Origin of the sequence: Pseudomonas sp., assembly GCF_030690725.1 — a bacterium.
In the GTDB taxonomy this organism is placed as follows: domain Bacteria; phylum Pseudomonadota; class Gammaproteobacteria; order Pseudomonadales; family Pseudomonadaceae; genus Aquipseudomonas.
This window is the reverse complement of record NZ_JAUYGD010000089.1, coordinates 154,674-176,296: the sequence shown is the minus strand read 5'-3', so window position 1 is coordinate 176,296 and position 21,623 is coordinate 154,674. Positions and strand designations below refer to the sequence as shown.

Genomic DNA, 21,623 nt, shown 5'->3' with positions numbered 1-21,623 from the left:
GCATAATGCCGGCCTGTCGGGGAGGTTCCTATGTTGCGTTTGTGTGCACCGGATGAAGTGGCCGAAGGCCAGAGCCGGGGCTTTGAGATAGCGGGAGAGAAGCTGTTTGCCGTGCGCAAGGACGGCCAGCTGTATGCCTATCGCAATCGCTGCCCGCACCGTGGCATCCCCCTGGAATGGCTGCCCGACCAGTTTCTCGATGTCAGTGCCAGCCTGATCCAATGCGCCACCCACGGCGCACTGTTTCTCATCGAATCCGGCGAATGCGTCGCCGGCCCCTGCGCCGGGCAATCGCTGCAGGAGCTTGTCATCCGCGAAGACGATCAGGGCATCTGGGTCGAGCTAAACGAACTCTAGAGTCCGGCAGCCGCCAAACGCTGTGCGTGCTCGACAAACAGCTTTACCGGCTCGGCGCCTTTACCGACCAGGCCGAAGGTCTGATTGATGATGTCGAAGTGATCCATCGGGTACTGATCACCAATCACCGTGCCTAGATGTGAGCTGTAGCGCCCGACCATGCCATCGCACTGCCCCGGCTCACGCTGAAAGGTTTTGGCAAACATCCGACAGGCAACATTCGGCCCGTCGAAGCGGTTACCGCCTTTATCGGTGATACCCGGCTGAATGGTGCCGGACCAGGAGTAGTAGCGCACGCCGTTAACCTCAGCCGCGCCCTCACCGCCCCAGACTTCGGGCAAGCCCTGCGGATACTGCACATTAAAGGCAGCCACGCCGTCGCTGGTCAGCGATTGCTGCGCTGCTGCTACATCCATCGGCAGTGGCTCGCCTTTGTAACCGCGCTCCAGCCAGGCCATGCACCGTGCTACGCCACGCAGCAGACGCGCCAACAAACGCTCGCGCCAGCTGCCGTGCGGGGCTTTGCGTTTGAGAAAATCCGCCAACTCAGAGCCATGATTAGGCCCGGCGACCGAGGTAACGGACGCTACCCACTCGGGCTTTAGCGCGGCCGCGTAACGCGCCGTCAGGGCGCCCTGGCTATGACCGATCAGATGGACCTTTTCTGCGCCGGTCTGCTGCAACACATCGGCGATGCGCAGCAGCAATTGCTCGCCGCGCACCTCCGTGGAATGCACCGACGACACCAGCACCGGGAAGACTGTTGCACCGATGCGGCGCAGCGCCGTGACGATACCGTACCAATAGGGATAACCGAGCAGGCTGATAAAGCCGAGTAAACCTGGCACCAGGACCAGGGGATAACGGGGTGCAGAAGATGTCGACATTGCAAACCATCCTTGTGTCATACCGCCGAGAAAGAAAGTACTGAACCACGAAGCATGCCAATACAGCGCGTGGGAATAGTGGGCCACCTGGCCTATAGTCCTGGCTTCTCTTTGCGCTGCCATGACCATGCATACCATCGAACGGATTTACCCGAAGGATCTCAACCCGCTGAACCCGGACGACCAGGCCAGCCTGCAGATTCATATGCAGCGCTATGAGTTCGCAGCCCTGCACCTAAGTGGCCAGCGCGTGCTGGATATGGCCTGTGGCTGCGGCTATGGCACGGCCCTGCTGGCCGAGCGCAACCCGGACAAACAGGTTACCGGCGTGGACATCGACCCGGCGGCCATTGCCTACGCCCGCGAGCATTACCACCTGCCCAACCTGCGTTATGAATGTGCCGATGCCGAACAGTTCAGCAGCGAGCAGGGCTTTGATTGCATCGTCAGCCTGGAAACCATCGAGCACCTGCCGCGTCCGCAGGTGCTGCTGGCTAACTATGCGCGTTTATTAGTCGAGGGCGGCAAGGTTATCGCCTCGGTGCCGATTACCCCGACCCTCGACGGTAACCCACACCACCTGCATGACTTCAGCAAACGCAGCTTTTATGCACTGTTCAGCCAGCAAGGGCTGCATGCCAGCCAGCACTTGGAACAGATTCAGTGGTGGCAGTTCAAAGGTTTATTCTCGAAACAGGTCGATCAACAGAAACAGCACCGCAGCGAAGGGGTCGGCAATGCCGTACTGCTGTATTACCGCAAGCGCCCGCTGTACCTGTTTAGCCGGCTGTATTCGATGCTGCGCTACGGCTTTAGCAACCGCTATCTGACCTGCGTGTTTACGCGCTGATCGTGTAGCCCGGATGTAATCCGGGAATGCCCATAAAGCGTCCCGGATTGCATCCGGGCTACGGCGCACGGTCATCCTCGCGGGGTGAATCGGGGCGCGTAGCTGACGCTTCAGCCAGCCACCAACGGCAGTGGTGGATGAAAACAGCGTCATCCACCCTACGGAGTTGGGTCGCGGTTAAGCGCCTGCCGGCAGCGCCTCGATCGGGCGCCGGCGGTAGATCCAGATCCGCTTAAGCACTGTCGCGAACTGGCTCCACAAACTTCCGTTGTTATAGACCTGACCGTAACGCTCGGCGATTTCACGGACTTCCACGGCCAGCGCCGCATAGCGCCGCGCCGGCAGATCGGGGAACAGGTGGTGTTCGATCTGGTGGCTCAGGTTGCCCGTCAAAATATGAAAAAGCGGCCCACCATTCAGGTTGCTGGACCCGCGCAGCTGGCGCAGGTACCAGTGCCCCCGGCTCTCGCCGACCACTGACTCCTTGCTAAACACCGCCGCCTGCTCGGTAAAGTGACCACAGAAGATCACCGTAAAGGTCCACAGATTGCGGATCAGGTTGGCCACAGCATTACCGGCCAGCACCGCCACGGCATTGGCGCCGATCAGCAGCGCCAGCAACGGGAAGAACAGGTAATCCTTGCCCCACTGCCGCAGGATCTTGGTGCTGAACTGTTTGATCAGCGGGCGCACTTCGGCCTTGCTCAGCTTGCCCTTGTAGACCTTGTCCAGACGCAGATGCTGGATCGCCACCGAGTACTGGAACAGCAGCGCCTGAATCATCACCCACAGCGGCTGCCAACGGTAGAACGGCTTCCAGCGTTGTTCGGGAAACAGCCGCACAACGCCATAACCAACGTCATCATCCATGCCCAGCACATTGGTCCAGGTGTGGTGCACATGGTTGTGGGTGTGCCGCCAGAAGTCGCTCGGTCCGGCGATATCCCACTCGTAGCTGCGCCCAGCAAACTCGGGGTCATTCATCCAGTCGTACTGACCGTGCATGACGTTATGGCCCAGCTCCATATTCTCCAGAATCTTGCCCAGGCCCAGCAGCAAGGTGCCGAGCAGCCAGGTCGGCGGAAACCAACCGAACATCAGCAGGCCGCGCCCACTCCAACAACAGAACCGCACCGCTGCGCGAATGCGGCGGATATAGCGCGCATCCACCTCGCCCAGATCGGCCAGGGTGCGTTGACGCAGGGCGTCCAGCTCGTTGCCGAAGGCGTTCATTTCATCCGTGGAGAGTTCGCGATCACGACGCATGGGGATTCCCTCGCAAGTTAAAGATCAATTTCTACGTCGCTGTGCGGCGCGCTAACACATAGCCGGATCGGCTGACCCGGCTCGCTAAACAACAGCCCGCTGCGCAAATCACGCACCGTGCCGCTAAGCAAGGTGCAGGTGCAGCTGGCGCAGATACCCTGGCGACAGCCATGCACCGGCTGCAGGCCATGGGCCTCGGCCTGTTCCAGCAGGCTGTGCTGATTATTGGCCGTCGCCTGCTGATGGCTGCGGGCAAAGCCCAAACGCACCTGACGCAGGCTGACATCGGCGCGCAGCACGGGCGCAGTGAAGGCCTCAACCTGCAGCGCGCCAGGCACTCTGGCGGCCTGCCACCACTGCTGCACCTGGGCGACAAACCCCGCCGGGCCGCAGGCCAGCACACGGCGCTGATCCAGCTGCGTGACCTCGGCCAGATGCTCGCCAGCAAAACGCCCAGTCAGGACTCCCGACTCAACCCCGGCAGCGGTCAGCGACCAGCGCACCTGCAAATTACTGTGCTGCGCCTGCAGGGCCTGCAACTCGGCAACAAAACCGCGCTGGCCCTGCTCACGCACGTAATGCAGCAGCGTGATCGGCGCACTGAAACCCTGAGCCAGAGCAGCGCGCAGCATGCCCAGCAGCGGCGTGATGCCACTGCCGGCGGCGAGCAGCAACACGCCCTGTTGCGCCTCGGGCCAACTCAGCTCGCCATACACCGGACCCAGTTCCAGCACATCGCCCACCGCCAGATGCTCCAGCAGGTAGGGCGAAACGCGGCCAGCCGCCTGATGCTTGATCGCGATCTGCAGGCGGCCTTTCGCCTGCACCGAAGTCAGGCTGTAACTGCGGCTCAGGCGTACGCCATCACGTTCGAGATACAGCTGCAGATGCTGCCCCGGCTGCGCGCCGCGCCAGTTGCCGTTGGCCTGCAGGGTCAGTTCGAGCATGTCGTCGGCCACCCAGTGGCGCTGGGTAACCCGGGCAAACACCCGGTTCAGCCGCAGCGCCGGATGCAACAGCGCCAGCCCGGCATCAACATCACTTTCGCGCAACCAGCCGTGGACGACCAGCACGCGCAGCGGATAGAGCAGGCTTGCGAGCCCGCGCACCCAGGCAAAAGGGAAAAGGGCCATGGCAAGACTCCAGTGAACAATTGTTCACTAGACTGGCAGAGCATATTTATTCAGTCAACACTCGTTCACTCAAAATCAATTGAGCAACCGCGGTTCGACGTAAACAACGGCCATTTGTTAGAGTGCGGCGCTGATTTCGCAATGCAGAGCCATGCCCGCTTGAAACCACTACAACCGCGCGCCGAACAAAAACTGCAGACCCGCCACGCCCTGATGGACGCCGCGCGCAGCCTGATGGACAGCGGCCGTGGTTTTGGCAGCCTGAGCCTGCGCGAAGTGGCGCGCTGCGCGGGCATCGTGCCGACTGGTTTCTACCGGCATTTCGAGGATATGGACGCCCTAGGCCTGGCGCTGATCGCTGAAGTGGGCGAGACCTTCCGCGAAACCATTCGCCAGGTACGCCACCACGAGTTCGAACTGGGCGGCGTGATTGATGCCTCGGTGCGCATCTTCCTCGACGCCGTGGCGGCCAACCGCTCGCAGTTTCTGTTTCTCGCCCGCGAGCAATACGGCGGCTCGCTACTGGTACGCCAGGCCGTGGGCGCATTGCGCGAACGCATCACCGCCGACCTGGTGGCGGATCTCGCGGCCATGCCGAAACTGCAACACTTTGACGCCCCGGCGCAAAACGTGATCGCCGACCTGGTGGTAAAAACCGTATTCGCCACCCTGCCCGAACTGATCGACCCACCAGCACCAACCTTGCCGATGCACGCCTCGCCCGAGGTCAAGATGATCGAGCAGCTGCGCTTTATCTTTATCGGGGCTAAGCACTGGCAGGGTCTGGGCCAGACCCGCGATTGATTGCTGGACGCACCAAAAACGCACACAAACCCCGCGCGCGCACCAAACCAAACCCCATCACGCTCCAATCTCAGCCACACCATCACCCACGCGCCCCGCTCTGCGTGGCGCAACGGCAGCTTGGCAAGGCACTTGCTCTATAACCGGCATTGACCTGCCGGAAACTGCCCCATGTTGGTGATCCACCGTCGTATTGCCGCCCAGCCGCACTGGGACGCCGAACTCGAACTTAGCTTCGAGGCCCGCAGCAAAAGCCGCCTGCGCTGTTTCAGCCGCACCGGCGAGGATGTCGGCCTGTTTCTTGAGCGCGGCCAACCCGCCCTGCACGACGGCGAATACCTGCAAGCCGAAGACGGCCGTATCGTCCGCGTAATCGCCCGCCCCGAGCCGCTGCTGCACGTCACCTGCGCCAACCCTTTCGAATTGATGCGCGCCGCCTATCACCTGGGTAACCGCCATGTCGCCCTGCAACTCGGCGATGGCTGGCTGCGCCTGCCGGATGACTATGTGCTCAAGGCCATGCTCGAACAGCTCGGCGCGACGGTAGAACTGATCGAAGCGCCCTACCAGCCCGAGCAAGGCGCTTACGGCGGCGGCCATCACCACTCGCATGCTGGCGATGCTGAATTCAGCTACGCGCCGCGCCTGCATCAATTCGGTGCGCGCAAGTGAATAAATCCTGGCAGCTGTTGAGGCTCGCCAGCCCGCAACTGCCGATTGGCGGTTATAGCTATTCCCAGGGCCTGGAAATGGCCGTGGAACAGGGCCTGGTCGATAACGCAGAAAGCGCCGAACACTGGATTGCCGATCAATTGCTGCTGAATCTCGCGCGTTTTGAAGCGCCGTTGCTGCTTGCCCATTGCCAGGCCGCCGCACGCGAGGACTGGGCGCAGCTGCGCCACCTCGCCGAACAACAACGCGCCAGCCGCGAAACCCGCGAGCTGCGCCTGGAAAGCCGTCAGATGGGTTACTCCCTGCAGCAGCTGCTGAGCGGCCTGCCGGAGCTGGATCAGCCGGCGCAGCAGCTGTTTAACGAGCTGGACGAACCCGGCCTGGCCGTCGGCTGGGCCTTGGCAGCGCGTGCCTGGCAGATAGAGCCAGAGGATGCCCTCGCCGCCTGGCTTTGGGGTTGGCTGGAAAACCAGCTGGCGGTGCTGATGAAAACCCTGCCGCTGGGCCAGCAAGCCGCCCAACGCCTGACCTCGCAACTACTGCCGCTGCTCGATCAGGCGCAGCGTCAGGCCAGTGAACTGCAACCACAACACTGGGGCAGCGCCGCCTTTGGCCTGGCCCTGGCGAGCATGGCGCACGAGCGCCAGTACAGCCGTTTATTCCGTTCTTGATGACGCTCTTGATAATAAGGAAGGCCCAAACATGAACAGCCAACCCCTGCGTATCGGCATCGGTGGCCCGGTCGGCTCCGGCAAGACCGCACTGACTCTGGCCCTGTGCCTGGCCCTGCGCGAGCGCTACAACCTGGCGGTGGTGACCAACGATATCTACACCCAGGAAGACGCGCAGTTTCTGGTGCGCAACGAGGCCCTGGCCCCGGAACGGATCATCGGTGTGGAAACCGGCGGCTGCCCGCACACGGCGATTCGCGAGGACGCCTCGATCAACCTGGAGGCGGTCGACCAGCTCAACCGACGCTTTCCGGGGCTGGACCTGATCATCGTCGAATCCGGCGGCGACAACCTCTCGGCCACCTTCAGTCCAGAACTGTCGGACCTGACCATCTACGTGATCGACGTGTCGGCCGGCGACAAGCTGCCGCGCAAAGGCGGCCCGGGCATCTGCAAGTCCGACCTGCTGGTGATCAACAAGGTCGACCTGGCTCCACTGGTCGGCGCATCGCTGGAAGTGATGGAACGCGACACCCTGAAGATGCGCGGCGACAAGCCATTCGTCTTCAGCAACCAGAAGATCGGCCAGGGTCTGGAACAGATCATCGCCTTTATCGAACAACACGGCATGCTCACCGCAGCCTGATTACGCCTCACATTCAGTCAAGGAGACACCCCATGAACCTGCGTAAAACCCTGTTCGCCATTGCCCTGTTTCTCAGCCCAGCGGTGGCCTTTGCCCACGCTGGCCACGACCACTCCGGGCTAATGGCCGGCCTGGCGCACCCGGTGTTCGGCCTCGATCACCTGCTGGCGATGCTCGCCGTCGGCCTGTGGGCCGCACAGCAATCCGGCGCGGCGCGCTGGGCGCTGCCGCTGACCTTTGTCGGCACCATGCTGATCGGCGGCCTACTGGGCTTTAACGGCCTGCAGATTCCACTGATGGAAACCGGCATCGCCGCCTCGGTACTGGCTTTCGGCCTGCTGGTGGCCGTGGCTATTCGCCTGCCAATGGTTATCTCCATCGCCCTGACCGCGCTGTTCGCCCTGACCCACGGCGTCGCCCACGGCCTAGAGCTGCCGGAACTGGCCAGTCCATGGGGTTATGCCACAGGTTTCGTGGTCGCCACAGCTGCCCTGCACGCCAGCGGCTACGCCCTGGTGCGTCTGCTGCCACAAGCCGCTGCACCGGTGGTGCGCGTACTCGGCGCGGCCTCGGCCGTAACCGGCGCCTGGTTGTTGGCGGGCTGACAGGGGGGACGTCCACTCGTCCATCGCTGAACGCAACATCGTGTAACCCGGATGCAATCCGGGGCTGGTTTGCCGAAGTCAGATCTGCCCCGGACTTCATCCGGGCTACTAATAAAGTGTTTTCCACTTGGCGTAGATGGCCCTAGGGCTGGCGCATTTCGCCTCTCGCCCAGCCGCCATGGCTTTGTCATAGTCGAGGCGTATTAAAGCCCCTCCCCCATTGACTGCACTGGACCCTGCCCATGCTGCGCGTTGCCCGCTTTCTCTCTGTTCCACTGTTGTTGCTGGCCATCGCCCTCGGCGTGCTGGCCCTGACCAGCAAACCCGCCCAACCGGCGGCGGTGCTCAGCCGCTTTGCCGAGCAACCGCTGGTGATTGCCCACCGGGGCGGCAAAGGCCTGTGGCCGGAGAACAGCCTGTTTGCCTTCGAACGTGCCAGCGCGCTAGGCGTGGACATGCTGGAGATGGACCTGCACCTGTCCAGTGACGGCGAACTGGTGGTGATCCACGACCGCACCCTGGACCGCACCACCGATGGCGAAGGCCCAGTTGCCGCGCTCAGCCTGGCGCAGCTGCAAGCGCTGGACGCCGGTTACCGCTGGAGTGCCGACGGCGGCCAGAGTTTCCCCTACCGTGGCCAGGGCGTGCGTATCCCAACCTTTACCGAGGTGCTGGAACGTTTCCCCAGCATCCCCAAGGTGATTGAAATCAAGGTGCCGGATGTCGGCATGGAAGCCCAGCTGTGTGATGCCCTGGAAGCGCACCAGCAACGTGATCGGGTGATTGTCGGCAGCTTCTATGACCGCAGCCTGCAGCTGTTCCGCGAGCAGTGCCCAGGCGTGGCCACCTCCGCCGGGCCTGGCTCGGTACGCCTGCTGGTGGCGCTCAACTGGGTCGGCCTGGGCAGCCTGCTGTCGCCCTCCTACCAGGCGCTGCAGATTCCCGAAGCCCATGGCGGCCTGCGCGTCGCCAGCCCGAGCCTGCTCAAGACGGCTGCACAACGCGGGCTGAACGTGCAGCTATGGACCATCAACGAACAGCCGGACATGCGCCGCCTGCTCGACCAGGGCGCCCATGCGTTGATCACCGACTACCCGGACCGCGCCCTGCAAGTGCTCGGGCGTTCGACACAAATCAGCGCCCTGGAAACCGAATAGCCCGCTGTATAAAAAATCGCCGGGAGCGATTTTTCACGTCGCTCCGCAACGGCCCCGAAGGGGTGACCGCCAGGGATGGTGGTGTACAAAAAACAACCTACCGCGCTCAGGCCACGCCCACTGTGGCCTGAACGCAAGCGTGCGCAGCTTATCCACAGATCACTCCACAGCAACCTGGGATAAGTTATCCACCGAGCGCCGCAGCACTGCGGCAAAGCCTTGAAATAGCGCGATTATTGCTTGACTCGGCAGAGCGTAAATGACGTATTTCGAGACCTCGGCAAGCTGCTCAAAAATCGATCAAATGGCGCAAAACCAGGCCTTATAAGCCTCTCAGCCAGGCATACCAGAGTTATCAACAGCTCTACCCACAGTAGCCGTGGACAACTTCAGCGCTACCCTACAACGCCCTGAATAACCAGGCTAACTTGTTGTTTCTACAATAAATAACGTGCTGATCAAAAAGCGTACAAACACCGCAAACAACCACGCGACTAAGCCTGCAAGCGCCTACGCCCACCTTATCCACAGTTCGCTCCACAGTCTTTGTGCACAACTACCCGCATGCAGCGGCAAGGGCTGTGCATAACGCCAACACGGCGGCTGGCTATGAGCCCTATCGAGACAATCAACAGCCCAGCCGCCGAGCACAGGCGTAACGTCACTCCACTCATTCAGGAGATACGCCCATGCCGCTCAATGACCTGTTACGCAGCATGCTCGCCGCCTATGCCAGTGGCGCCAGCGGCAGCAGTAACGATTAGTCTCACGACACAAAAGCTGCCGCTTCCGTGGGAGGGGCCGGGCGGCGTTCCGCTTCAGCCGCGACGCTTTCAGCGTTCTATGGGATCAATCGCGGCTAAAGCCCCTCCCACATCGCCAGCCTATCTACCGACAGATCAGGGGCGGTGCCGCTATAGCAGTGCCGTCGCGCCCGCATGGCATTCGCGGGCGATTTTTTCGTGCACTGCGGCAAACCTGGCTTTGCCGCCTATGGCTGATGCGTGCTGACTCACGTATAAATCTGCGCCATATCACCCGCAGTTCTGCCGGGTGATTTGCCCCAGAAACCGTAGAAAGGAATCCGACCCATGGCCGGCGCTAGCCTGTTAACCCTGCTCGATGATATTGCCGCCGTCCTCGACGATGTGGCGGTGATGACCAAAATCGCCGCCAAGAAAACCGCTGGGGTGCTCGGCGACGACCTGGCGCTGAATGCCCAGCAGGTCAGCGGCGTACGCGCCGACCGTGAGCTGCCGGTGGTCTGGGCGGTCGCCAAGGGCTCGTTCAAGAACAAGCTGATTCTGGTGCCGGCCGCCCTGCTGATCAGCGCCTTTGCGCCCTGGGCGGTAACGCCGCTGCTGATGTTTGGCGGCGCCTTCCTTTGCTACGAGGGCTTCGAGAAGCTGGCGCACAAGTTCCTCCACAGTAAGGCCGATACCCAGGTGCAGCACGTCGAACGCCTGCACGCCGTGGCCGACCCCGAAGTGGACATGCTGGCGTTCGAAAAGGACAAGATCAAAGGCGCAATCCGCACCGACTTTATTCTCTCGGCGGAAATCATCGCCATCACCCTCGGCACCGTGGCCCTGGCCAGTTTCGGCAAACAGGTGGCGGTGCTCTCGGGTATCGCCCTGCTGATGACGGTCGGGGTTTATGGCCTGGTGGCGGGTATCGTCAAGCTGGATGACGCCGGCCTCTATCTCAACCAGCGCGCCGGCGACGGTCTGGGCAGCCGCCTGCAACGCAGCATCGGTCGCGGCATTCTGTTTACCGCGCCGTATATGATGAAAACCCTGTCGGTTCTCGGCACCGCGGCGATGTTTATGGTCGGCGGCGGCATCCTCACCCACGGCGTACATGCCGCGCAGGAGTGGATCGACCAGTTGGCGCACAGCGTGGCAGCCAGCAGTGGCCTACTCGCAGCCTTGCTGCCAACCCTGCTGAATGCCATCGCCGGGATCATCGCCGGGGCCCTAGCTCTGCTGCTGGTCAGCCTGGCGACCCGCATCTGGAAAGCCGTGAAACCGAGCAGGGCGCACGCCTGATCCAGCGCCGGCCGCCATCCCCTGGCGGCCGGAACTCTCTGTTACCCCGCCTGCTGCATGATCACCGTCTGCGCCGGCATCGGCGCCGGGAAGCCGCCTTCGCCGAGGGCATCCTTGATCATCTTGTTGGTGTCGAAATACACCTGCCAGTAATGATCGGTGTGGCAATACGGGCGCACCGCCAGCACCGGGCCGACCAGATTGAACTCGATAATCTCCACATCCACTGCCGGTTCCTTGAGCACGTTGGCAATGCCGGCGATGCGCTCTTTGAGCAGCGCCGCAGCGGCTTTGTAGTCCGCCGCGCCGGACAGCTGCGCCTGCAGATCAACCCGACGAAACGCGTTGTGGCTGAAGTTCTGAATGTTGTCGGAAAATATCTTGTTGTTACCCACAAGGGTCATCACGTTGTCCGGGGTGTTAATCGCGGTGACGAACAGGCCGATTTCGGTGACGGTGCCGACCACGCCGCCGGCGCTGATAAAGTCGCCGACCTTGAACGGCCGCAGCACGATGATAAAACCACCGGCCGCGAGGTTGGCCAACAGCCCCGACCAGGCCATGCCGATGGCCAGACCGACCGCCGCAATCAACGCCGCCAGGCTGGTGGTCTGCACGCCGAAGTAGCCGAGAATGCCGATGACCAGAATGATGTTGAGGGTCACCGAGATAAAGTTTCCGACATAGCGCAGCACCGTCGGGTCAACCCGCTGCTGGCCCAACGCGCGCTGCACCATGCCGACGGCAAAGCCGATCAGCCAGCGGCCGATCACCCAGAAGGCAATCGCTGAGAGAATTTTGATGGCAAACGCCGCGCCGTACTGCGCGACCAGGTTGTAGAGATCGGCAACTTTCTCGGTGCCGAGATTGATCAGATTGGTTTCTTCCATGGCGCAGCTCCAGTGAGTGTTCACTGGAAAAACGCTAGCACGCCGTTACATAAGCGCTAGCCCTCTATAGCGGGGATCGGCAGCACCGTCACCTGCACCTCGGGGTCATGGCTGCCGCCGCCGAGAATCACCCCACGCAGCGGCGAAACATCGGCAAAATCGCGCCCCCAGGCCAGGGTGATATGTTCCAGCGCCGGGCGGATATTGTTGGTCGGATCGAAATCCACCCAACCCTGCTGCGGGCAGAACACCGAGACCCAGGCATGCGAGGCATCGGCGCCGATCAGCCGGGGCTGGCCTGGCGGAGGCTGAGTCAGCAGATAACCGCTGATATAACGCGCCGAAAGGCCCATAGAGCGTAGGCAGGCAAGCATCAGGTGGGCAAAGTCCTGGCACACGCCGCGGCGCTCCTCCAGCACCTGCAACAGCGGCGTGGCCACCTGGGTGGCGGCGGCATCGAAGCTGAACTCGGCAAAGATCTTCTGCATCAGCCCGTCCACCGCCGCCAGCAACGGCCGGCCGGGGCTGAAGCAATCCGCCGCGTAGGCGGCGAACACCTGCTTGAGGTGCACATAGGGCGACTCGAAACGAAAGCGCGTGGCCTCCAGCACCCCAGGCAATAGTGCCTGACCGCTGTAGCGCAGCGCCGTGCAGGCCTCCTCCCAGGGCGGCGACGCCTGCAGATCCAACGTTGGCCGCGCCAGCACTTCGACCTGCAGGCGCGCACTGACTTTGAGCTCATCATGCGGGCGCTCGAATACCAGGCGGGTCAGCGGGTTGCCGAACACATCCAGGGCGTCCTGGCGCTGACACGGCTGCGGGCTGACCTGCAACTGCTGGTTGTGATTGCGCTGCCAGGGGCAGGCGCGCGGCCACAGATGCGCCAGCTGCTGGGCCAGCGACACCGGACTGGCGTAGCGGTAATGGGTGTCGTGAAGAATCTGGTAGCAGGCGCTGCTCATGAGGATTGCGTCCGCTGGCTGGCGTCGACATGCACAAAGAAACGCAAGCCTAAACGGTCGGAGATTTCCGCACTGGCCTGGCTGATGCTTTCCAGCAGCGCGGACAGGCCGTCGAGCACTTCCTGCACGCTGGCCGCGCCAAACAGCGGATTCTCCAGGCTGGCCAGGCTAAAGCGTGCCAGTTGCCCTTCCAGGTGTTTCAGCCGGCGCTCACTGGGCAGCTCGAAACGCTCGCCCAGGCGCGACAACGAACGCAGCAGGGTGCGCACCTGGAATAGCACGGCATGCGGGTTCTGCTCATCCAGTAGCAACAGGTCGAGCACCGGAATCAGCTGCGCCGAAGCCAGGTAACGGGTGCGGTAGGTGATGCTGCTGTTGCCCAGCTCCAGCAGCCACTCCAGCGCCGATTGATCCTGCGCCGCGCTGCTGGTGAGGAAGTTGGCCAGGCTGTCGCAGAGAAACTGCAGGCGTTCGATACAGCGGCCGATCATCAGAAAACGCCAGCCGTCGTCACGGGTCATGTCATCTAGGGCAAAGCCCGATAGCGCCGCCAGCGACAGCAGCAGGCGGTCGAGAAAATCCAGTAATTCGCCAAAGTCGGCCTGCTCAGCATCCAGGCCCTGGGCCTCGCGCTGCAGTTCGAGCAAGGCTTGCCAGTTGGCCTGGGACAGCTTGCCGCGCACGCTGCCGGCCACCCACTGCAGGCGTTGCAGATTGCCACGCAGGCTATCTGGCCAGTCCTCACCAAGCAGCGCTTCGAGCAGACGCGCGTGCAGTTCGCCGCTGTCGGCATCCGGCAGCAGGCCCAGGCTCTCAGCCAGACTCAGGGCCGTTTGCAATGCCTGGGGGTCATCGTCGTCATCCACATAGCGCGCCAGCATGATGCGCAGCAGCCGCGCACCGTCCTCGCAGCGTTCGCTGTAGCGGCCAAACCAGTAGAGGTTTTCCACCACCCGCGAAGGCAGATAGGGGTCACTGCGCACCAGATCGGCCACGCCCAGCGGGCGCAACCATTGCCAGGGTTCGCCGCCGGCATGCCGTTCGCCGAGCACCCAGGTGTCCTTGCTGGCACCGCCGCGTTGCATCGACACCACTTCGGCGTCGGCTTCGGCGGCTACCCGGGTCAGGCCGCCGGGCATTACCCGGTAACCCTCGGCGCTGGCCACGGCAAACACCCGCATACCAATCGCACGCGGCGCCAGCTGGCCCTCTTCCGGCTGCCAGACCGGCGCCTGCGACAGTTGCGCCAAAGCCTGAGCGACATAGGCATAAGGTCGCGCCTTGAGCCGTTCAGCCAGCTCGGCGCGCTGCGCTTCATCCAGATCACGGCCAAACACCGGGGCAAAGCTCTGCGAGGGAAAGCTGGCGCGCACCAGCAGCTCGTCGAGCTGCTCCAGGGCCTTGTCCAGCACTGGTGGCTCGCCGCACCACCAGCTGGCGATGCTCGGCAGCAGCAGTTCTTCGCCCAATAATTTTTCCGCGATGGCCGGAAGAAAGCCCGGCAAACCGGGGGATTCCAACACGCCACTGCCGAGAGCGTTGGCCACCAGCACATTGCCCTGGCGCACCGCTTCGAGCAGGCCGGACACGCCGAGGGCCGAGTCGGTACGCAGTTCCAGCGGGTCGCAAAAGTCATCATCCAGACGGCGCAGCACCGCATGCACGCGGCGCAGGCCGGCCAGGGTTTTCAGGTAGACCTTGGCGTTACGCACGGTCAGGTCGCTGCCTTCCACCAAGGGGTAGCCGAGCTGACGCGCCAGGTACAGGTGCTCGAAATAGCTCTCGTTAAAACGCCCAGGGGTGAGCAGCACCACCAGCGGCGTTTCACTGCCGGCCGGGGCCTGACGCGCCAGGGTGTCTTGCAGGGTGCGGAAGAAACCGGCCAGGTATTGCACGCGCAGATCGCGGTACAGCTCGGGAAAGGCGCGCGAGACGATCTGCCGATTTTCCAGGGCATAACCGGCGCCAGACGGCGCCTGGGTGCGGTCGGCGGTGACCCACCAGCGGCCATCCGGCGCACGGGCCAGGTCCACTGCATACAGATGCAAATAGGTGCCACCGGGCGGCTGCACACCCTGACAAGGCCACAGGTAATTGTTGTGGCCAAACACCAGCTCGGCCGGCAACAGCCCTTCGGCTAGCAGCTGCTGCGGGCCATACAGATCGGCCAGCACGGCATTCAGTAAACTGGCCCGCTGGGCCACGCCGGCGGCGATCTGCTGCCATTCTTCCGCCGGAATCAGATTAGGCAGCAGGTCCAGCTCCCACGGCCGGTCGGCGCCATCGGGGTCGGCGTAGACGTTGTAGGTCACGCCGTTTTCCTGAATCTGCCGCGCCAGCAGGGCCTGGCGCTGGGCCAACTGCGCCGGGCTGCTGCGCTGCAAACGCTCCAGCAGCAGGCGCCAGTGCGGGCGCACCTGACCGTCGGCGTCGAACAGTTCGTGATAAGCCCCGGACGTCAGGGGGTAGTCGGCAAGCAGGTCGGGCATGGCAGGCTCGGCAGTGGCAAGGCAATACGGCTTTACGCTCCCCTCTCCCATTTATGGGAGAGGGGCCGGGGGAGAGGGTAATCCATCACCCTCTCCCCAACCCTCTCCCGCAAGCGGGAGAGGGAGTTAAACGAGGCGCAGGTCCAGGGTCATGGGCATTTCATTATTATTGATCGGGGCCAGTGCCGGGCGTTTGCCTGGGCTGTGGCCCAGACGGAAGAAGCGCGCCAAGCGCCGACTCTCGGCCTCATAGGCGTTTACCGGCAGGCTGTCGTAATTGCGTCCGCCGGGGTGGGCGACATGATACTGGCAACCGCCGAGGGAGCGGCTCATCCAGCTGTCCACCAGATCGAATACCAGCGGCGCGTGTACTTCGATGGTCGGATGCAGGCAGTTGGCCGGCTGCCAGGCGCGGAAACGCACGCCGCCGACAAACTCGCCGACCTTGCCGGTAGGCCGCAGCGGCACCGGCACGCCATTGCAGGTCAGCACATAGCGGTCACTCGGCAGGCCGCTGAGTTTGACCTGCATGCGCTCCAGCGAGGAATCGACATAGCGCACCGTACCGCCGCCACCGCCCTCCTCCCCCAGCACATGCCAGGGCTCCAGGGCCTGGCGCAGCTCCAGCTCGATGCCCTTGACGTTGAAGTCGCCGGACTTGGGAAAGCGGAACTCGAAGTGCGGAGCAAACCACTCGCTGTGCAGGCGGTAGCCGCAGCCGTCCAGCTCCTGCAGCACGTCGGCAAAGTCCTGCTCGATAAAGTGCGGCAGCAGGTAGCGGTCATGCAGTTCGGTGCCCCAGCGTACCAATCGCGCGGGCTTGTAGGGCTCGCGCCAGAAACGCGCGATCAGCGCGCGAATCAACAGCTGCTGGGCCAGGCTCATCTGCGCATGGGGCGGCATCTCGAAAGCGCGCAGCTCCAGCAGGCCGAGACGCCCGGAGGCCGAATCCGGCGAGTACAGTTTGTCGATACAGAATTCGGAGCGATGGGTGTTACCGGTCACGTCCACCAGCAGGTTGCGCAGCAGCCGGTCGACCAGCCAGGGCTGGCAGTCGCGACCCACTTCGGGCATCTGCGCGAAGGCGATTTCCAGTTCGTACAGCGCATCGTTACGCGCCTCATCGATACGCGGCGCCTGGGAGGTCGGGCCGATAAACAGGCCGCTGAACAGGTAGGACAGCGACGGGTGGTTGTGCCAGTAGCTGATCAGGCTGCGCAGCAGATCCGGACGTCGCAAAAACGGCGAGTCCGCCGGTGTCGCACCGCCGAGAACAAAGTGGTTACCGCCACCCGTGCCGGTGTGGCGGCCGTCGATCATAAATTTCTCGCTGGAAAGGCGACACTCACGGGCCTGCTCGTAAAGAAATTCGGTGCGTTCGACCAGCTCATCCCAACTGGCGGCCGGGTGGATATTCACCTCGATCACGCCGGGGTCCGGAGTCACCCGGAAGAACTGCAGACGCGGGTCCAGCGGCGGCTCATAACCTTCCAGTAGCACCGGGCATTTCAGTTCGGCGGCGGTGGCTTCGATGGCGGCCACCAGTTCCAGGTAATCCTCCAGGCGCACCAGCGGCGGCATAAACAGATAGAGCTTGCCCTCGCGCGGTTCGGCGCACAGCGCGGTACGTACCACACCAGCGGCCGACTGGCCGAGCAGTGGACGCTTGCCCGCACCGTTCTGGCTGCCCGGCCAAACGCCGCGCAGCTGCGGCTTGATCTGCGCCGCAGCCGGTAGCGGGGCGAACACCTGGCTGGGGTCTTCCGGGGTCACGTAGGGGTAATCGGCCTCGCTGACCCAGGGCTGGGAGTCCAGCGGCAGGCGGTAGCCCATCGCCGAATCGCCCGGTATCAGCCGGCAATGCTGGTCACGCAAGAACCAGCTGCCGCTCTGCCAGCCCAGCTGCTTGGCATGCCGAGCCAGCGGCAGGATATGCCCGACTACCTTATCCAGCCCCTGCTCGAACACCTTACGCAGGCGCTCGCGCTCAAGTGGGTCGGCCAAGCGCGGGTCTTCAGCGCTGACGTTGATCGGCAGCTTGCGCTCGCGCCACAGGTAGTAGAAACGGTCCTCATAAGCCGGCACGCAGTATTTACCATCCACGCCCAAGCGCTCGGCGAGCAAGCCAAGGAAGTCGGCGGCCTTGGCCGCATCGACGCCGTAGTCCTGCTGCTCATCGGCATACAGCGCCGAGTTGTGCCAGATTGGCTCGCCATCACGCCGCCAGTAGGCATTCAGCGACCAGCGCGGCAGCTGTTCGCCGGGGTACCACTTGCCCTGGCCAAAATGCACCAGCGCTTCTGGCGCGTAATGCTCACGCAGACGATGAAACAGCTCGGTGGCCAGGCGGCGCTTGTTCGGCCCCAAGGCGGCGGTGTTCCACTCGGGATCATCGGGGTAATCAAGGGCAACAAAGGTTGGCTCGCCGCCCATGGTCAGGCGGACGTCCTGGGCCTGCAGATCGTCATCTATTCTCTGGCCGAGGCCGACAATCGCCTGCCACTGCTCGTCGCTGTAAGGCTTGCTGACGCGCGGCGCTTCCCAGATGCGCTCGACCCACATTTCATGGCTGAACTCGCATTCACTTTCATCCACGCCACCGCTGATCGGCGCGGCCGAAGACGGCTCAGGGCTGCAGGCCAGCGGGATATGACCTTCGCCAGCGAACAGGCCGCTGGTCGGGTCCAGGCCAATCCAGCCGGCGCCCGGCAGGTAAACCTCGCACCAGGCGTGCAGGTCGGTGAAATCCACCTCGGTGCCGGAGGGACCATCGAGGGATTTCACATCGGCTTTCAGTTGGATCAGGTAGCCGGAAACAAAGCGCGCCGCCAGGCCCAGGTGGCGGAATAACTGCACCAGCAGCCAGGCCGAATCGCGACAGGAGCCGGAGCCTTTTTCCAGGCTTTCTTCCGGGGTTTGTACGCCCGGTTCCAGGCGGATCAGGTAGCCGATGTCAGTGGACAGGCGCTGATTCAGCGCTACCAGAAAGTCCACGCTCGGCAGTGGCGTGCGCTCAATGCTGGCCAGGTACTTGGCAAACAGCTTGCCGGCCGGCAGCTTGACCAGATAGGGCGCCAGCTCCAGCTGCTCGCCCTCGGTGTAGGCGAAAGGAATTTTTTCGGCGTAGGGTTCAAGGAAGAAATCGAAGGGGTTGAAGACTGCCATTTCGGCGACCAGATCAACCTCGATTTTCAGTTCACGGGTCTTTTCCGGAAACACCAGGCGCGCCAGGTAGTTGCCCTGGGGGTCCTGCTGCCAGTTGATAAAGTGCTCGCCTGGCTCGACCTTCAACGCGTAGGACAGAACCCGGGTACGGCTGTGCGGTGCAGGACGCAGGCGCACGACCTGTGGGCCAAGGTTGACGGCGCGGTCGTAGCGATAGTGGCTGACATGGTGCAAGGCGATATGAATCGACACAGCGGGCCTCCTGCGAGCCTGGGCGATAACCAGGCAGCGCAAGACTTATGCCAGTGGCCCAAGCCAGAGCTGGCGTGGCCTGGCGCATTCACCCGCTACAGGCACGCACCACAACAGGGCCCGGCATGCCCCATGCCTGCCTCGGCGCACGAAAACAGGTCGCGCCTTGATCGCATGGCATCTGCAAAACCGTGGGAGGAGCTTTAGCGGCGAGCTGCTGTCGCGGCTAAAGCGGATCGCCGCCCGGCCCCTCCCACAACCCCTATGCCAAGTCATATAGCCAAAGGTGATTCAGCAATCCCCTTGCAGACTGGCGATCCAGCGCTGCAGCACCTCAACCCCTTCGACATGCACAGTGGAACGGCCCAGCTCCGGCATCATGATGCTCGGGTCGACACTTTCCACACGGAACAGCAGCACCGATTTATCTGGCTGGCCAGGGTGAATATCCACCAGCCGATCACCCGAGCCTTTACCCGCAGCCACCGGCTGTTTGCACAGGCCATAGCTGATGCCAATTGCGGTGGCCGGGTCGAGCAACAGCCCCGAGGTACGCCCCGGCCCCTTGGGGTTGTGGCAGTGGCTGCAGTTGGCATCCAGATAACTGCGCGCCTGCTGCTCCAGGCTTTCGCCAGCGCGCGGCGTCGGCCATAAGGCGTTCTGCGGCACGCCCTGCAACTCGGCCGGCACGCCCTGCAGACGGCCCTGCTGCTGCCAGTGCTGCAACTGGTTATAGCTGCCATCGGCGTAGGCAAAATCCTTGTTCAAGTGCCGCGCCTTGGGCCCCAGCGGGTTGACGCCCTGCCCTGCCGTTTCCTCATGGCAACCGGCGCACTGGTTGGCGTCCGGCACCTGATAGGCCACCGCCTGAGTCTTGCCCTCTGCATTCAGCAAGCTCAACTGGCGGCTGTCGCCAGCCCACTCCAGGTGCGCCTCCTGTTGCTGTTCATCCCACACATAGGGCAATGCGACCCAGCCGTCTTGCTGCTTCAGCAGGATGCGCGTCTCGATCAACTGTACCCGCGCCAGCTCCAGGCCGCGCTGCGTGTCGCGGTCATCCTGCTCATTAAGCAACAGGCGGCCCTGGGCGTCCTTGGGGTAGTAGAAGGTCTTACTCAGAACCGTGCCGACCGGGTAGTCGAAGTGCGCCTCACCGTAGGTCGCCGGCGTGCCTGCCGGCATCCACACGCTGCGCAGCTTGTGCGCATAGTCAGTGAATAACGGGGTATTCAGGTCATAGGGCAGCGCCTCGGCAATCGGCGCGATAAAGCCATCGGCACGCTGCAACATGCCCCACTCGCTGAGTTTTTCCGGGTAGTTCTCACCTTGCGGCAGGTACAGCGGGGCCGGCTGCTGCTCGCAGCCAGCGAGGAGCAACAGCACCCCCAGTAACAGACGACGCATCAGGCCCCCTGGTCGGCGTCAGCCGAAGCCAGTTTGACCGCCGGCAGCGCTGGCAGGCTGCAACGGTAGTCGGCCATTTCGGTGCTGATGTTCTTGAAGTTGTTCGGCCCGTCGACGTTGATCATCCCCGCCTCGCCGTTATTGATGCAGATCGCCCGATCAGCCGGCAGCTTGCCGTCAACCAGGATGTCGAGGTTGACGTAACCGTCCCAGAGAATATCCGGCAGGCGGCCATTCAAGCCGAACTGGCTGACCTTCAGGGCTTTCAGCTCCAGGTGATCCGGGCTTTCGCCACCCGGGCCAAAACGGTTGCCGTGGATATGGATGCCTTCTGGATAGGGGTCGAAGTTCTCGGCGGTGGAGAGGTCGGTGTAACCGGTGCTGAAGTAGCTGCTGATGATCACGTTGGCGGTCTTGTGGTCGCCGATATCGTTGTCGAACACCTCAACATCGTCATTGGAGTTGATCACCACCCCCGAGCCGGCCGGCACGCTGGCCACCGGTGTGCCTTTGTGGCCAAAGTTCTTGTGGTTGTTGCCTTCGATCTTGTTGCGGAACACTCGCGTCACCCGGCCGGCCTGCGGCAGGTTGGGCATGTTGAACACCAGAATGCCGCCGGTGTTGCCAGTGGCGACGTTGTCGTATACGTCGGCGTCGATGGTGTTTTCGATCTCGATGCCGGCGACGTTGCGCTCGGCGCGGCTGTTACGCACCACCACGTTGCGCGACTGGCCGACATAGATACCGGCATCAGAGGCGCCAATGGCCACCGCGCCGTCGATCAGGGTGTTCTCGGTCTGCACCGGGTAGATGCCATAAGCGCCGTTCTCGGTGGCCGGCCCATTGGTCCACTCGGTGCGCACACGGCGGATGATGATGTTCTTGCCGCCCACCACTTTCAGCGAATCACCCAAGGTGTCCTCGAAAGCGATGTCTTCGATGGTGAAATCCGAGGCATCCACCAGCAGGCCTTCGGCGCCGGACTTCTGCCCCTTGAAGCTCAAGATGGTCTTGTCCATACCCGCGCCCTTGATGGTCACGCCGCTGACTTTCAGGCTCAGGCTGCGGTCGAGCTGATAGGTGCCTGCAGGAATCTCGATCACGCTGCCGGGCTTGGCCTTGATCAGCTGGGTTTGCAGGTCTTTCTGGAAATCCAGATCGGCCACCGGGGCCGGTTCTTCGCTGCAGGCAGCCAGCAACACGGACAGGGCAAGCACGGAAAGCGGGGCAAGGCGCATGGCAATCTCCAGCGTTTTTCTTATTAAGTGGAACGATAGTACCAATTAATAAGAAAAAGCCAAGCCCCGCGCCAGCACAGCGCAACCCTCCCGACCAACAGCCAGCCTACGCAGAGCGCGATGCATC

General features: G+C 62.9%; 18 protein-coding genes. 9 read left to right on the top strand and 9 right to left on the bottom strand.

Features of this window, described 5'->3' with window-relative positions; genetic code table 11:
* Positions 1–30: 30 nt before the first annotated feature.
* On the top strand, positions 31–357 hold the full coding sequence (locus Q8O69_RS21545; RefSeq protein WP_305594453.1) for a Rieske (2Fe-2S) protein: 327 nt from the start codon (positions 31–33) through the stop codon (positions 355–357).
* On the opposite strand, the gene Q8O69_RS21540 is transcribed toward Q8O69_RS21545, so the two are convergent.
* The gene (locus Q8O69_RS21540; RefSeq protein ID WP_160088634.1) at positions 354–1,244 is read right to left on the bottom strand and encodes a triacylglycerol lipase; all 891 of its coding nucleotides are present in this window, start codon (positions 1,242–1,244) and stop codon (positions 354–356) included. The two genes, Q8O69_RS21545 and Q8O69_RS21540, sit on opposite strands and share 4 nt — an antisense overlap.
* 121 nt (positions 1,245–1,365) lie before the next feature.
* On the opposite strand from Q8O69_RS21540, the gene Q8O69_RS21535 reads away from it, so the two are divergent.
* On the top strand, positions 1,366–2,094 hold the full coding sequence (locus Q8O69_RS21535) for a bifunctional 2-polyprenyl-6-hydroxyphenol methylase/3-demethylubiquinol 3-O-methyltransferase UbiG (protein ID WP_305594450.1): 729 nt from the start codon (positions 1,366–1,368) through the stop codon (positions 2,092–2,094).
* Between the two features lie 177 nt (positions 2,095–2,271).
* Here Q8O69_RS21535 and Q8O69_RS21530 read toward each other — a convergent pair whose 3' ends face one another.
* Positions 2,272–3,360, bottom strand: coding sequence for a fatty acid desaturase (locus tag Q8O69_RS21530; RefSeq protein ID WP_305594448.1), 1,089 nt, complete (start codon positions 3,358–3,360; stop codon positions 2,272–2,274).
* 17 nt (positions 3,361–3,377) lie between these two features.
* Positions 3,378–4,493 (bottom strand): ferredoxin reductase, encoded by a 1,116-nt coding sequence (locus tag Q8O69_RS21525; protein WP_305594446.1) that lies wholly within the window; start codon positions 4,491–4,493, stop codon positions 3,378–3,380.
* A 141-nt stretch (positions 4,494–4,634) separates the two neighbouring features.
* Between Q8O69_RS21525 and Q8O69_RS21520 the strand changes: the two genes are divergently transcribed.
* The 7 genes from Q8O69_RS21520 to Q8O69_RS21490 all read left to right on the top strand — a co-directional run bounded on the left by Q8O69_RS21520 (position 4,635) and on the right by Q8O69_RS21490 (position 11,096).
* The gene (locus Q8O69_RS21520) at positions 4,635–5,297 is read left to right on the top strand and encodes a TetR family transcriptional regulator (RefSeq protein WP_275961648.1); all 663 of its coding nucleotides are present in this window, start codon (positions 4,635–4,637) and stop codon (positions 5,295–5,297) included.
* 171 nt (positions 5,298–5,468) lie between these two features.
* On the top strand, positions 5,469–5,969 hold the full coding sequence (gene ureE, locus Q8O69_RS21515; protein ID WP_305594444.1) for an urease accessory protein UreE: 501 nt from the start codon (positions 5,469–5,471) through the stop codon (positions 5,967–5,969).
* Positions 5,966–6,640 (top strand): urease accessory protein UreF, encoded by a 675-nt coding sequence (locus Q8O69_RS21510; RefSeq protein ID WP_305594442.1) that lies wholly within the window; start codon positions 5,966–5,968, stop codon positions 6,638–6,640. Before ureE ends, Q8O69_RS21510 begins: the two co-directional genes overlap by 4 nt.
* 31 nt (positions 6,641–6,671) lie before the next feature.
* Positions 6,672–7,286, top strand: coding sequence for an urease accessory protein UreG (ureG, locus tag Q8O69_RS21505; RefSeq protein ID WP_305594440.1), 615 nt, complete (start codon positions 6,672–6,674; stop codon positions 7,284–7,286).
* A gap of 32 nt (positions 7,287–7,318) precedes the next feature.
* The gene (locus Q8O69_RS21500) at positions 7,319–7,891 is read left to right on the top strand and encodes a HupE/UreJ family protein (RefSeq protein ID WP_305594438.1); all 573 of its coding nucleotides are present in this window, start codon (positions 7,319–7,321) and stop codon (positions 7,889–7,891) included.
* 242 nt (positions 7,892–8,133) lie between these two features.
* On the top strand, positions 8,134–9,048 hold the full coding sequence (locus tag Q8O69_RS21495) for a glycerophosphodiester phosphodiesterase (protein ID WP_305594436.1): 915 nt from the start codon (positions 8,134–8,136) through the stop codon (positions 9,046–9,048).
* Positions 9,049–10,139: 1,091 nt separating this feature from the next.
* Positions 10,140–11,096 carry a DUF808 domain-containing protein gene (locus Q8O69_RS21490; protein ID WP_305594434.1) on the top strand — a complete coding sequence of 319 codons (957 nt, stop codon included), beginning with the start codon at positions 10,140–10,142 and terminating at the stop codon, positions 11,094–11,096.
* A gap of 41 nt (positions 11,097–11,137) precedes the next feature.
* Here the strand turns inward: Q8O69_RS21490 and Q8O69_RS21485 are convergent, their stop codons facing one another.
* The 6 genes from Q8O69_RS21485 to Q8O69_RS21460 all read right to left on the bottom strand — a co-directional run bounded on the left by Q8O69_RS21485 (position 11,138) and on the right by Q8O69_RS21460 (position 21,496).
* Positions 11,138–11,986 (bottom strand): mechanosensitive ion channel family protein, encoded by an 849-nt coding sequence (locus Q8O69_RS21485; RefSeq protein WP_305594432.1) that lies wholly within the window; start codon positions 11,984–11,986, stop codon positions 11,138–11,140.
* Between the two features lie 56 nt (positions 11,987–12,042).
* Entirely contained in the window at positions 12,043–12,948 is a 906-nt protein-coding gene (locus Q8O69_RS21480) for a transglutaminase family protein (protein WP_305594430.1), read from the bottom strand.
* Positions 12,945–15,437, bottom strand: a complete 2,493-nt coding sequence (locus tag Q8O69_RS21475; protein ID WP_305594428.1) for a circularly permuted type 2 ATP-grasp protein — start codon at positions 15,435–15,437, stop codon at positions 12,945–12,947. The genes Q8O69_RS21480 and Q8O69_RS21475 overlap by 4 nt, the downstream gene beginning before the upstream one ends.
* Before the next feature lie 126 nt (positions 15,438–15,563).
* Positions 15,564–18,854 carry a DUF2126 domain-containing protein gene (locus Q8O69_RS21470; protein ID WP_305594426.1) on the bottom strand — a complete coding sequence of 1,097 codons (3,291 nt, stop codon included), beginning with the start codon at positions 18,852–18,854 and terminating at the stop codon, positions 15,564–15,566.
* A gap of 291 nt (positions 18,855–19,145) precedes the next feature.
* Positions 19,146–20,258 (bottom strand): SO2930 family diheme c-type cytochrome, encoded by a 1,113-nt coding sequence (locus tag Q8O69_RS21465; RefSeq protein WP_305594424.1) that lies wholly within the window; start codon positions 20,256–20,258, stop codon positions 19,146–19,148.
* Positions 20,258–21,496 (bottom strand): parallel beta-helix domain-containing protein, encoded by a 1,239-nt coding sequence (locus Q8O69_RS21460; protein WP_305594422.1) that lies wholly within the window; start codon positions 21,494–21,496, stop codon positions 20,258–20,260. The genes Q8O69_RS21465 and Q8O69_RS21460 overlap by 1 nt, the downstream gene beginning before the upstream one ends.
* Between the last annotated feature and the right edge of the window lie 127 nt (positions 21,497–21,623).

Bases quoted from the DNA above. Each gene is read 5' to 3' on its own strand.
- Q8O69_RS21545 (WP_305594453.1), top strand. From the start codon at position 31: ATGTTGCGTTTGTGTGCACCGGATGAAGTGGCCGAAGGCCAGAGCCGG.
- Q8O69_RS21540 (WP_160088634.1), bottom strand. From the start codon at position 1,244: ATGTCGACATCTTCTGCACCCCGTTATCCCCTGGTCCTGGTGCCAGGT.
- Q8O69_RS21535 (WP_305594450.1), top strand. From the start codon at position 1,366: ATGACCATGCATACCATCGAACGGATTTACCCGAAGGATCTCAACCCG.
- Q8O69_RS21530 (WP_305594448.1), bottom strand. From the start codon at position 3,360: ATGCGTCGTGATCGCGAACTCTCCACGGATGAAATGAACGCCTTCGGC.
- Q8O69_RS21525 (WP_305594446.1), bottom strand. From the start codon at position 4,493: ATGGCCCTTTTCCCTTTTGCCTGGGTGCGCGGGCTCGCAAGCCTGCTC.
- Q8O69_RS21520 (WP_275961648.1), top strand. From the start codon at position 4,635: ATGCAGAGCCATGCCCGCTTGAAACCACTACAACCGCGCGCCGAACAA.
- ureE (WP_305594444.1), top strand. From the start codon at position 5,469: ATGTTGGTGATCCACCGTCGTATTGCCGCCCAGCCGCACTGGGACGCC.
- ureG (WP_305594440.1), top strand. From the start codon at position 6,672: ATGAACAGCCAACCCCTGCGTATCGGCATCGGTGGCCCGGTCGGCTCC.
- Q8O69_RS21500 (WP_305594438.1), top strand. From the start codon at position 7,319: ATGAACCTGCGTAAAACCCTGTTCGCCATTGCCCTGTTTCTCAGCCCA.
- Q8O69_RS21495 (WP_305594436.1), top strand. From the start codon at position 8,134: ATGCTGCGCGTTGCCCGCTTTCTCTCTGTTCCACTGTTGTTGCTGGCC.
- Q8O69_RS21490 (WP_305594434.1), top strand. From the start codon at position 10,140: ATGGCCGGCGCTAGCCTGTTAACCCTGCTCGATGATATTGCCGCCGTC.
- Q8O69_RS21485 (WP_305594432.1), bottom strand. From the start codon at position 11,986: ATGGAAGAAACCAATCTGATCAATCTCGGCACCGAGAAAGTTGCCGAT.
- Q8O69_RS21480 (WP_305594430.1), bottom strand. From the start codon at position 12,948: ATGAGCAGCGCCTGCTACCAGATTCTTCACGACACCCATTACCGCTAC.
- Q8O69_RS21475 (WP_305594428.1), bottom strand. From the start codon at position 15,437: ATGCCCGACCTGCTTGCCGACTACCCCCTGACGTCCGGGGCTTATCAC.
- Q8O69_RS21465 (WP_305594424.1), bottom strand. From the start codon at position 20,258: ATGCGTCGTCTGTTACTGGGGGTGCTGTTGCTCCTCGCTGGCTGCGAG.
- Q8O69_RS21460 (WP_305594422.1), bottom strand. From the start codon at position 21,496: ATGCGCCTTGCCCCGCTTTCCGTGCTTGCCCTGTCCGTGTTGCTGGCT.